Below are 12587 nucleotides of genomic sequence, written 5' to 3' on the forward strand. Positions count from 1 at the left end.
TTACCCCTCATAAACCGTCTTTACTTAAAGAAATTGTATATTCCAACTGCAAAAATAATAAAGACTATAACAGGCAAAATATATGTCATATATCCTCGCATAAAGCTTTTAACCTTAATACCCTTACCGGTATTGGCTTCTTTAACAAAGCTTTGCCATCCCCAACCTTTTTTACTTACGCAAAAGAGAATAAATACTAACGAGCCTAACGGAAGGATAATATTGCTTACAAGGAAATCCTCAAGGTCCATTATTGTCGAATCTGCTCCGAATGGGTGAATGTTACTGAGTAAATTAAAGCCGAGAGTACACGGAAGAGAGAGTACAGACATTAACACAGCGTTTATCGCACAAGCCTTTTTTCTGCTCCAATTAAATAAATCCATTGAGGATGAGATTATACCTTCAAACACTGTAAAGATGGTTGAAAGTGCAGCAAAAGACATAAATACAAAGAAAAGAGTGCCCCATATTCTTCCCATAGGCATATTGTTAAATATATTTGGAAGTGTAATAAAAATAAGGCTAGGACCACTGCCGGCTTCTACGTTGTAAGCAAAGCATGCCGGGAAAATTATAAGACCTGAAACGAACGCTACAAATGTATCAAGCAGAGCAACATTGACAGCCTCGCCCATAAGACTTCTCTCTTTGCCTATATAGCTTCCAAATATAGCCATTGCGCCCATTCCAAGGCTGAGTGTAAAGAACGCCTGATTCATAGCCGCAACTATAACATTGCCGATGCCTGCTTCAACCATTCTGTTGAAATCGGGCAGAAGATAAAATGCCAAGCCTTTTTCTCCTCCGTCCATAAATATACTGTTTACGGCAAGAATAACCATAATCGCAAGCAGAGCTATCATAAGGACTTTTGTTATTCTCTCTAACCCGTTTTTGAGTCCGAATGAGCATACTAAAAAGCCGATAATAACAACAATCAGCATATACAATACCATTGAATTTTGGTCAAGCAGCATATTGTCAAAGTGCTGTGCAACTCCGTTTGTATCAAGTCCCTCAAATTTTCCGGTTGCCATTGAAACAAAATACTGAAGCATCCAACCAGTGACACTTGTGTAAAACATCATAAGAAGGTAGTTGCCTATGACTGCAACAGAACCGTGAATGTGCCATTTTGTGCCCTTTGGTTCAAGCTGCTGATAAAGTTTTGCAGCGCTTTTCTGGCTTGCACGCCCTAAAGAGAATTCCATTGTCATAACCGGAACACCCATAATAATCAAAAAGAATAAATAGATTAAGACAAATGCACCACCGCCGTACTGACCAACAACGTATGGGAATTTCCACACGTTTCCTATTCCAATTGCACAGCCCGCACTGAGCAGAATAAAGCCAAGACGGCTGCCTAATCGTTCTCTTTGCATATTTTCGTAACCCCTCACAAATATTGATTTTAGCTATGAATTGATAATTTGTTATTATATCATAAAGCTGTAATTTCCTAAATGAACAAATAAAACCTTATGAATACATACAAAAAGGTATTCCGCAGTGTGTGTAGAATACCTAATTATATATGGATATGAAAAATATAATACTAATCAGATACAAAAGAAAAAGCTTCTCTTATATTTTTTACACCTATAATTTCAATATCAGTGTAATTTGATTTGTTTATACTTTTAAGGCTGTAATATGGTACAATACAGCGTTCAAAACCAAGGCGTTGTGCCTCGCTTATTCTCAATCCGCAGTGCGAAACAGCTCTGATTTCGCCTGCAAGACCTAATTCACCAAAAGCGAGCGTTCTTTCATCAATTGGTTTGTCCTTAAGACTGCTGACAAGAGCCATTGCAACAGCAAGGTCAACAGCAGGCTCGTCAAGTCTTAAGCCACCGACAATGTTCAGATAAGCATCTGTGTTAGAAAAGAAGAAACCTGCCCTTTTTTCAAGAACAGCAAGCAGAAGCGACATCCTGTTAAAGTCAAAGCCTGTTGCCATTCTTCGAGGATTGCCGTAGTTGCTTGAGCAAACCAATCCCTGTACTTCAGCAAGAATAGGCCTTGTTCCCTCAATAGCGCAGGCAACGCAGGTACCGCTAACATTTTTCGGTCTGCCTGATAGAAGCATTAGCGACGGGTTTTCAACATCAAATAACCCCTTGTCGCTCATTTCAAGAACACCTATTTCATTTGTTGAACCGTATCTGTTTTTAATAGCACGCAAAATGCGGTACGTCATTTGCTTGTCGCCCTCAAAATACAACACAGTGTCGACAATATGCTCAAGCACCTTTGGACCTGCTATTGCACCATCTTTGTTAACATGACCGACTACTATAATCGGCACATCAAGGCTTTTAGCGCAACGCATAAACATATTTGTACATTCTCTAACCTGAGTTACACTGCCGGGTGACGAGCTTAAGTCAGATAAGCTCATGGTTTGGATTGAATCTATTACAACTAATTCCGGCGATTCTTCCTTAATTAATTCGCATATTGTCTGGCAATCTGTTTGAGTGTAGAGAAAAATGTTATTCCCGTCAACCCCAAGCCGAGATGCTCTAAGCTTAATCTGTCTTTTAGATTCTTCGCCGGAAACATACAGTACTTTTTTTCCGTTTTGTCCCATATAATTGCATACCTGCATTAATATTGTCGATTTACCTATTCCCGGATCTCCGCCGATAAGTACAAGTGAGCCTTTAACAAGTCCGCCGCCAAGCACACGATTTAATTCCTTAGAGCCGGTTGAGTATCTTTTTTCATCGTCGGTGTCAATATCAGTAATTTCCTGTGGTGGAGAATATATAGCTGTTTTAGATTTTATGGTTGATGGGTTTTTAGCGGCTTCTTTTATTTCCTCATTCATAGTATTCCATTCGCCGCATCCTGGGCATTTTCCTAACCACTTGGCAGATTCATAGCCACAATTTGAGCATATGTAAACGCTTTTGATTTTAGCCATTTGCTTTCACCTCAATTATCAGTGGATTATCGGGTTTTTCTGTTTCGATTTTAAGCGTATAAAGCTAAATAAAAGGAGAAAACAAAACGTTCACTCCTTAAATACCACATTATTTTTAAGTATATCACTAAAAAGTCGCGATTGCAAGCAAAACAACGCCGATAAATTCTTATAGAATACTATAAAAAACAGCGGCTTTTGCCGCTGTTTAAACTGTACTGCAATTAATCTGTCCTGCCCAAGAGATAATCAACAGAAACCTCAAGTATGTCCGCAAGAGCAACAAGCTCAACGTCTGTTACAAACCTTATCTGCCCCTCAAGTTTAGAAAGACCCGAGGCGTTCATATCAACACCGTTCACTTGAAGCTGAGCTAAAAGCTCCTTTTGCTTCATGCCCTTCTTTTTTCTTGCTGACTCTACCCTTGCACCTATTAGATTTCTTGTGCCAAGCTCTTGCTTACGCAATCTCATTACATTATCACTCCGCCAAATTCTATAAGCACAAAATACGTGAAAATACTTCAATTGCAATTGTTAGAAATTATTATCGCATATTTTGGCATCCTGTAAAGATTATAATATTATAAAAGAAAAAAAACAAGTTCTTTTTTGCAAAAAATAGCAACAAAATTTAAAAATCTCAACATTTGTGCCGATTTTTGTCTTAGGCAACAAAATACAGTACTTACAAAAAAGTGAAGCAGTAAATATACAAAACGTAAAGCCTGTAAAATCTGTTTCGGATTTATAAGAATAAAATGTTTGTTTATTTTCACAAAGGAATTATTCAGCAGCCATAAATTTAATAAAAAAATTTGTGAAGTTTTACCGTTATTAATTTTCATATTCCGTATTTAGTTTTAATTCGTTGAAGTTTCTTTCCGATAGGTTTCGTCATTAAAAGAAGAAAAACAACGTTTGACACAGCATAAACAGCCATTATTGGCAGTGATGTTGCGAAAAATGCAAAATAACGCTCAACATTAAAGCCTCCGTCTGCCCACAGAGTTGTCCATATATCCATTACCATAGAATAGAAAACGCCTGAGAAGATACCCCACAGCGAAATAGTTAACTTATTCTTTATAATATATCTTGCAAGCACGCCTGAAAGTAAGCCGACTAATCCCCACACCATCATCTGAAACGGGGTCCACGGACCTTGTCCAAAATAAAAATTAGACAGCAGTGCGGAAAATGCGCCGGTAATAAATCCACATTCACCACCGAAGTACAGTGCAGTAATAATGACAATTGATGTAACCGGTTTAAAAAACGGAATAGGTGAGAAAACAAATCTGCCTGCCACTGACAGTGCAATCATTACAGCTATAACTGCAACAAGCTTTCCGTTAGCAGCATTTTTCTCGAAACTCAAAACAAACGCAAGTGTTGATAATACAGCTATAATTAATGATGCAATATCATACCTGTTGTTACTGAAAAGTGTGTATGAAAGTATAACAGTTATCGGAACAGCTATTAAAAGCAGTATAGACGCAATTGTTTTTTTCAAAACGCTCATATTCACTCCTCCGAAGCTTTCCACATTTTCGCAACATCTTCACAGGTTACGGCATTATCAATTATACCCCTTGATATTCTGTTTGCGTCAGTTGTGTAGAAGCAATTACCGCAGAAAAAGCTTTGCGGTGCTGAACAAGAGATGATTTCACCGTTAAAGAGCAAAGCGCAACGGTCTGCCGTTTGTGCAGAAAATTCAATATCATGAGTAACAGTTATCACCGTTACTCCTTGTTTGCACATAGCCTTGATTAACCCCGTTAGCTCCTTCTTGCCATTGGGGTCTATACCCTTTGTGGGTTCATCAAGAAGCAGAACATCCGGATTTTTGAGCATAAGCTTTGTCAATGCGGCACGCTGAGTTTCTCCGCCGCTTAAATCGTAAGGATGACGGTCAAACAGATTTGAAATATTAAACACTTGAGAAAGCTGTGCTATTTTTTCTGCTCCGTCTTTATCAGAATATCCAATTTCTTTGCAACATTCAGTTAAATCTTCAAGCAGATTATCCTTTAAGAATACAAGCTCTGCTCTTTGTGGCAGCATGGAAATTCTATGCTTGTTATCAGATTTCATCTTTCCGATATACGGCTTAATTCCTCCACTAAGCATACGCAAAAGTGTACTTTTACCAGCTCCATTTGCACCTAAGATGCATAGACTCTCTCCTTTGTATACGTCAAGGTCAAGCTGGCGAAGAACATCGGGTGTATTTTTCTGATAGCGAAAGTGAATATTATGAAGCTTTATTATTCGCTGTCTATTATTCATTTTTGCTTTTTCAATATTTTGTTTTATATATTTCCCCTCAAAAGCCTTTCTAAGGTACGCTCTGCCCTGTCTGACATCTATCGGGCATTCTCCATCGCCGTTTGTCATTGCATATATTCTTGAAGAGGCAGGAAGTGAGTTGAACAATGGTGAAGCCTTGTCTTTGATAATTTGTTCGGCTATGCTTTTAGGTGTATCACAATATTTTATTCTGCCGTTTTCCATAACAGCGACCCTGTCAGCAAGCACAAAAGCATCTTCAAGGCGGTGTTCAGTCATAATTACGGTTGTGCCTGTTTCCCTGTTTAACCTTGTAACAGCGTTTAAAAATTCTCGTGCCGCTATTGGGTCAAGCTGTGATACAGGCTCGTCAAGGAGAAGCAACCGAGGCTGCATCGCCATGACAGACGCTAAGTTTAAAATTTGGGTCTGACCGCCGGAAAGCTCACTTGTGTTTTTGTCAAACCAAGATGAAATGCCGAGAAAGCTTGCCATCTCACCTGTTCTGAGTCTTATTGTGTTTTTATCAATTCCTAAGTTCTCAAGACCAAACGCTAATTCGTGCCATACCTTGTCAGTAACAATTTGATTATGAGGATTCTGCATTACTAATCCAACGTCACAGGAATTTTCATTATCACGAGGATTGCCGAACAGAGTTATTTTACCGTTAAGCTCACCAACAGGTGAAAGCTCTTTTTTTATTAACTTTAAAAGTGTTGTTTTGCCGCTGCCACTGCTGCCGCACAGCAGAAGGATCTCACCTTCTTCAACTGTCAGGTTTATATTATTAATGGCATAATCCTGCCCTGTGGAGTATTTAAAGCTTAAATTTTCGAGATTGAGTATTTCCATTTAATCTCACCCCACAGATTTATTGCAGTCGGCATTAGGAGAAAAACCGCACATAGGATGTACGATACATCAAAATTAATTTTATCCATCTCCGGATAATAGTTATAGTTTAGTAAGCCGCTGAAAAAGACAATATACACAAAGCCTGTTATAGTATAAATCAGCAGCAGAAAATCAGCAAATGTAAATCGAAAGCGAGAGTAGCTTACCCTTTTATGTAAGCCATAGCCTCTTGCTTTCATTGAGCTTAATTGTTCAACAGCACCCTCAAGACTGCGAGTAATAAGGCAGGAGAAAATGGCGATATGTTTTTTTACCCTTTTTATTATTCCGCATCTAATAGGAATGATAGAATTCTGTATTTCAAGCATTTCTCGACCACCACTGATAAATTGTGGTACGAGCCTTAAAGCCATAGATATTGTTAGAGCTGCTTTTGGCATAACAGCGCCAAACAGGCACAGAAACTTGTCCGATGTAATTACGGTGTTATAGCAGGAAAACCACAGCAAAACTGCAATTATAACTGCTCCGAGGTATACACCGTACACAAATGCCTCCAGCGTTATAGGGTTTCCGTTTAAGAAAAAAAGCACTGTGACACCGTTATGACTAAATATTGGGTTTGTTATGGCTGTAAGCAAAAAGATAAGTGGATATATCCACACGCTTTGTGTTGCTTTTAGCGACAGATAGAAAACAAACGCCGCTACAATTGAAATTGCCGCAATTACGATATTGCGGCTGAACATAGTTATGCACACAGCTGAAATCAGATATAAAAATGATGAAATAGGGTGAAAAGCCGAAAACCTCTGCATTATTTCCACTCCTTAGTTTTCGCTAAAATTTGGTGCTCCAAGGTCAGCACCCAAATTGCAAGTGTACTGCCACCGTACAACATCACCATCACTCAGCTTATAATTTGCAGACGAGGTATTCCCAAACTCTCCGTTTACGCTGTAATACCATCCGCTCAGCTCCCCGCAGGAAAATTCGTATATATGATTTATTCCCTTAACATAAACCGAACCAAGGGCGTTCTGCTCTGCTCCCTGAAACTCCAGATGAATACGCTTATCTTTTGTTGCTTTTTGCAGAATTGAAAAGGCTGTGTCATTTTCATCAATAGGATATTTCGTTTCTTCAAGGATAACTCCGTCATTCGGAACATACTTTTCATTTTTAATGCTTTCATCAAGCATATCATAGTTATCAAGTATGGTTTTGCAATCTATGGAAACAGTTGCATAACTGCCGTTGCCACTTGAGCCGGAAGAGGAATAGTAATCGTCAACACTTTGAATTGAGCAAGAGGTGAATGTCAAGGCAATGCAAAGCAATGATACGAGAAATGTCAGATGCTTTTTCATATTCACTCCTCCGTTGTAAGTCCGTTATCATCATTTGCAGAGCTGTCGAGCATTTCATTTCCGGAAGCGTTTTCATTTTCTGAATCTTCGCTATCCGAATTTAATTCTTCGTCGCTTTGCTTTTCAAACTCTTCCCTATCCTTTTTGAGCATATTAAAAAAATCGTCCTCAGGTTTTTGCTTTATAAGTCCTTTTTTCTTTCTGTATAAATAATACCCAACGAAAGCAGCAATCAAAATTATGCCAAGCAAAACGAATGCAGTTGAATTTATTGCAGGGCCGTCGTTATCACTGCTTTGAGTTATCATCTCTTGTGAGCTTGTACTTTCGGAGCTGTTTTTCTGTTCTAAAATGCTGTTTGAACTACTGTTGCCTGACGCATCATTGCTCTTTGTCGCCTTTGCACTTTCCTTTTCATTAGCTTTCACACTTCCGCCCGTAGTACCACCGATAGATGAAGCTGATTGAGAAGAATTTGCAGAATTTGAGCTTGACGATAAAGCGGCAGTTGTACTTCCGCCATGATTTTGAGCAGAATTCACACTTGAAGAGCTTGAACTATTGCTGCTTGATGTTTTGTGTGGATTTGACGGTACGGGTATGGTTGGCTGCTCGTTGTCTGTCTTTGGAACAAATGTTGTCATCCTAATGCCGTCGGTAAAGTCAAATAATCGTGCACCGCCGCCGTAAAAACGTTCAAGAGCCGCAACTGCACCCAAAGCCTGCTCACTTGCCATAGCGTCAGAGCCACCGCCCGGCTTATGTGCAAAACCGCCGTCGCTTTGTTTATAGCTCATTAATGAATCAAGCAAGCTACGATTTTTTACAAATCGCTTATCTGACTGAGGGTCAATTCCAAGCGAGCATAGAGTGATTATAACCTGGCTTACACTTTCACTGTTTACAGTTCCGAAAGACTCATATCCACCGTCCTGCTGTTGTGCATCAGAAAGAAATGCGAGCGATTCGTCAATGATTTGACCGACAGTCTTAGTTACGGTTCTGTTTTTTCTGCCATACTTCGGAACATATGTGTAGCTTTTATTGTCATACTGATAAGGCGCAAGTGCGCAAAGAGTCATCGCTGTTATGTCAATGTCTGATTTGGTAGCCATAGGAACAACAGAGAAACCGCCGTCTTTAATTTGATATTTAAGTATTTCAATGATAATTTCTTCTCTGTTATAGCTGCTGCCATCAGGAATTTTTGTATTAAGGCTATCGAGAGTAATAAGCCCCCATGTCCAGCCGTTGATTCCCTGTTTACCTAATGAGGCTGTTCTTTTTCTGTTGTACACTCCGTCTGCGATAAGGTTTACACCGCCGACATTATAAGGGTTTCCGCCCGCTGATATTACAGCTAAAGCGATTTTATGATAGTCGGTGGCGTAGGTATCGGAAAGCGTACCGCTTTCATTATATTTTTTGACTACATAAGTTGTAATTGAATCAAGAAAGCCTTGTGGATTATCCTCAAAGCCGAGCCTGCCCATATAGCAGGCATACCACTCACCACCTGAAGAATTTGCAATATTCTGCGTGAATTTATCGGTAAAAAGGCAATTTCCTGTTCCCTCAGCATTTTTCTTCCATTTTACTATACCGTTGGCAGTTGTTCTGAAATCGTATGAGGAATAATCCGCAGCTCCTGCAACAGTAACAGAAGACATAAGAATAAGTACAAATAAAAATATTGCAGCTGCTCTTTTCATTTTAATTCCTCCAAAACAGATATTTATTCAGTACGGGCGCAGCTATAATGCTACGCCCGTAAAATGTCTTATACTATACCAATTCCGATTTTTTGCACAGTAATTGCGTCTGAAAGATTTACTGAACCGTCGCTGTTACAATCAGCGATAAGAGCTTGTACGCTGTCAAGGCTTGTAATTTCAAGTGAAGATTTCTGAATAAGTATTGCATCCTTTACAGATACGGAGCCGCTCAGGTCAACATCACCTGTAATCGGATTGAGTCTTGCTATGGTGTTATAGTCACTAAGGACTGAATCAACCTCTTGTTTCGTTGCCGGAAGATTGGCGGCGGTGTTTTTTAATATTTCAACAGAGTTGTAAAGCGGTGAGGGTTTAGTTGCACTCGACTGCCCAATTACCCTTGTAAGCTCAGTTTTGTCTGTTGTTTCGTAGAAATCCGAGTGATATCCCCACTGCGGCATACCTGAGAGATTTGCAAGACCTATATCTGCACCACAGTCGAGTGAAAATTGAACCCTGATAACATCGCCGTTGTTAAGCTTAGTTTGCGATAAACCCAATGACAATGATTCAGCTGTTGGCTGATTAACGCTGAACATCCAGCCGGAAAGCGGATAATAGTCGCCGGCAATTAAATCATTAGGAGTATAGTCCTCGTCAAGATAATCTCCAAAAAGAATATCCTCATCATATTCATCGTCGTGTGCAATGATAGTATTTAATATATATGACGGAATTTTGTCAGTATGAGCGAAGGTTATGCCTTTTAGGTAAAATCCGTACTCGTTCGTTGAGCTAAATGCTATTTGTTTTTGTTCAAGAGCTTTTTGCACGGCTGTTGCTGCCGTATCGCCCTCGTTAAAGCTTATCAGTGTCGGCTCTACAACATATCCGCAGCCGATTGAGAATGCTTCAATTGAAACAGTAACAGTTTTTTCTTCGTTTGGTGCTGCAGCGGCACTTGTTGCAAATATGCCAAGTACAAGAATAAGCGACATTGCAGCTGTTGTGATTTTTTTGATTGCTTTCATTTTTAATTCCTCCGATTAAAATTTTTATTTCGGAAAACAAAAAAGCGCCATAACGGCGCAGCAATACTTATATAAAGTACAGCCATTCTCCTCCGAAATGTCAGTTTACTGTAAGTGCGGCAGGTCTCCTGGCTCAAATTCAACCTAATTGCTCGCCTTCCCGACCGAAGTCAGTGACTTTTATAGAGCTTTCGTCATTTTTACAGTAGCGGGGACTGCTGCGGATTCTAACCGCATTCCCTTTTAATTCTCTGTAAAGAGAAACCGCAAATACAATGTTAAGTTTATACGATATCGCACTCTATGTCAAGGAAATATTTATTAGCGAATATTCACAGCAAGTTTCACAGCACAGTGCAGCAGTAAGCTCACCGATATTAAAGCAGGCAAAACTCCACTGCTTTTCGTCATTAGAATTCAGAATAATATCTTTACCAGAAATACCAAAGCTGAAGCTTTTAGGCGAGAGTTCAAAGCCAAGTCCCTTAGCCTTCATATAGCTTTCCTTTAAGCACCAAAGCTTATAGAAATCGTTTTCCAAGTCGAAGGTCTGTGAAAGATAAGAAAGCTCGTTTTCACAAAATACAATCCGTCCTATCGACATATAATTTCTCTCACTGTGCTCTTGAATATCAAGCCCAACCGAAGAATCTGATACCGCAACAGCGCAAACTCCTCCGCTGTGTGATATTGAAATGTAACCGCCGTGTTTTAAACACGGACAACCGTTTTTATCTTTATAGAGAACAGAGTTATCGCCAAACACTTTATTTATAATCAAGCCGATTGCAAGACAATCAAGCTTATCATCCTTTTTTTTGAGCCTTTTAAACCGCTCAAACCGTTCGGCTGACAAAAGGCTTTCTGCTTTGTAAACAAAAGGCTTTGCCAGTGCGCTTTCCATATAGTATATTTTAGTCATGAATTTATGGTAACTCCTTTAATTTCAGCTGTCGGTCAAGTGTCTGAGCTTTAAATTACGTGCGTACTTCGGTCGCCAATTTCCTCTTAGGTAGAACACAATTGAAATTGTCGCTGAAATTATCCAGCCAACAGGCCAGCTCCACCAAATTCCGTATATACCGAAAAAGGGCGAGAGTATAAACGCCATAATGACCCTGATAATAAGGTCAGAAAATGTTGTTGTCATAAAGCTTGCCATTGCGCCGCCACCTTTAAGCACAGCATCAGTGGTGAGCTTAGCGGCTACTGAGAAGTAGAACGGTGAAGTAATAATTATAAAACTTGAGCCGGTTTGAATAGCAACGTCACTTGGCGAATTCATAAACAAGCCAACAAGAGAATCTCTGAATGTAAGAGAAACAACGGTTACTACTGCGCAAAAGCTCAGCGCCATAACAAGCGCACTTTTATACCCTAAGATTACCCTTTTAAGCTTCTTTCCGCCTATATTCTGAGACGTATAGCTTGACAATCCGTTTGACATTGAGGTAAAGCATGTTATACAGAATGTGTTGATTTTTACAGCCGCAGAGTAACCTGCTACTGTTGCGGAACCAAAGCCGTTTATCAAGCTCTGAATAAATATGTTTCCAACTGACACAAAGCTTTGCTGAATAATACTGGGGATTGCAATGCGGCTAATATGCGAGAGCATTGAAAAAGAGAAAATGGGTGCTTTTTCTTTATTATCAGCTTTAAGTTTTGAAAGGCGCCTTAGCAGAACAAAAAAAGCTAAGACAGAAGCAACGCCTTGAGCCACAAATGTTGCCCATGCAACACCCAAAACTCCAAGGCCAAAGGAAGCGACAAACAGCACGTCAAGAGCAATGTTGCCAAGTGATGACGCAATAAGAAAATACAGCGGCGTTTTGGAGTCACCAAGTGCGGTAAAAATTGCGTTGCAGATATTATATACAAAAAGAAATATAAGCCCGGTTATGTATACTTTAAGATATACGCTGCTGTCGGCAAAAATATTTTCAGGAGTGTTAAGCAAGGCAATAACAGAGTCGCAAAAGATGAGCCCAAAAACGGTCAGTATAAGACTTAAGACTACAAAAGAAATAAATGACGTGTTTATTGCAAGGCGCATATTGCGATAATCCTTACCGCCAAAGTACCGTGAAATTACTACATTACAGCCAACAGAGCCGCCCATAGCAATAGCCACAAATATCATAGTAACAGGAAAAGAAGCTCCTACTGCCGCCAAAGCATTTTCACCGGCAAAATTACCTGCAACAATACTGTCCGCCATATTATAAAGCTGTTGAAAAACACTGCTTAAAAGCATTGGCATTGAAAAGCTCCATAATATTTTTGCAGGACTCCCCTTTGTTAAGTCCGTAATCACTTTTAACCCCTCTTCCAAACAAATCTATGCTGAATTTAGTATAATTCCGCAGTTATAATTTGTC

The 12587-nt window shown here is 39.6% G+C and carries 11 protein-coding genes and 1 riboswitch; all 11 genes read right to left on the minus strand.

Annotation, left to right across the window (positions count from 1 at the left end; translation table 11 throughout):
- Positions 1-20: 20 nt before the first annotated feature.
- Complete coding sequence (locus tag GMA13_RS03370; RefSeq protein WP_255882689.1) at positions 21-1388, minus strand: sodium-dependent transporter; 1368 nt, start codon at positions 1386-1388, stop codon at positions 21-23.
- 173 nt (positions 1389-1561) lie between these two features.
- Complete coding sequence (gene radA, locus GMA13_RS03375; protein WP_255882690.1) at positions 1562-2935, minus strand: DNA repair protein RadA; 1374 nt, start codon at positions 2933-2935, stop codon at positions 1562-1564.
- A 224-nt stretch (positions 2936-3159) separates the two neighbouring features.
- Positions 3160-3408, minus strand: coding sequence for a helix-turn-helix domain-containing protein (locus GMA13_RS03380; RefSeq protein ID WP_255882691.1), 249 nt, complete (start codon positions 3406-3408; stop codon positions 3160-3162).
- Between the two features lie 370 nt (positions 3409-3778).
- Entirely contained in the window at positions 3779-4462 is a 684-nt protein-coding gene (locus tag GMA13_RS03385) for an ECF transporter S component (protein WP_255882692.1), read from the minus strand.
- 2 nt (positions 4463-4464) lie between these two features.
- Positions 4465-6087, minus strand: coding sequence for an ABC transporter ATP-binding protein (locus GMA13_RS03390; RefSeq protein WP_255882693.1), 1623 nt, complete (start codon positions 6085-6087; stop codon positions 4465-4467).
- Positions 6060-6908 carry an energy-coupling factor transporter transmembrane component T gene (locus GMA13_RS03395; protein WP_255882694.1) on the minus strand — a complete coding sequence of 283 codons (849 nt, stop codon included), beginning with the start codon at positions 6906-6908 and terminating at the stop codon, positions 6060-6062. The genes GMA13_RS03390 and GMA13_RS03395 overlap by 28 nt, the downstream gene beginning before the upstream one ends.
- Positions 6909-6920: 12 nt before the next feature.
- Entirely contained in the window at positions 6921-7460 is a 540-nt protein-coding gene (locus GMA13_RS03400) for a DUF4430 domain-containing protein (protein WP_255882695.1), read from the minus strand.
- A gap of 2 nt (positions 7461-7462) precedes the next feature.
- Positions 7463-9172, minus strand: coding sequence for a prenyltransferase/squalene oxidase repeat-containing protein (locus GMA13_RS03405; protein WP_255882696.1), 1710 nt, complete (start codon positions 9170-9172; stop codon positions 7463-7465).
- A 68-nt stretch (positions 9173-9240) separates the two neighbouring features.
- The gene (locus GMA13_RS03410; RefSeq protein WP_255882697.1) at positions 9241-10206 is read right to left on the minus strand and encodes a dockerin type I domain-containing protein; all 966 of its coding nucleotides are present in this window, start codon (positions 10204-10206) and stop codon (positions 9241-9243) included.
- Between the two features lie 100 nt (positions 10207-10306).
- A riboswitch (cobalamin riboswitch) is annotated at positions 10307-10490 on the minus strand.
- 17 nt (positions 10491-10507) lie between these two features.
- Positions 10508-11128: a 4'-phosphopantetheinyl transferase superfamily protein gene (locus GMA13_RS03415; protein ID WP_305119686.1), complete on the minus strand. Its 621-nt coding sequence runs from the start codon at positions 11126-11128 to the stop codon at positions 10508-10510.
- A gap of 24 nt (positions 11129-11152) precedes the next feature.
- Entirely contained in the window at positions 11153-12523 is a 1371-nt protein-coding gene (locus GMA13_RS03420) for an MATE family efflux transporter (protein WP_255882698.1), read from the minus strand.
- Between the last annotated feature and the right edge of the window lie 64 nt (positions 12524-12587).

The sequence above is a fragment of the Ruminococcus sp. zg-924 genome, from assembly GCF_024433635.1.
In the GTDB taxonomy this organism is placed as follows: domain Bacteria; phylum Bacillota; class Clostridia; order Oscillospirales; family Acutalibacteraceae; genus UBA7067.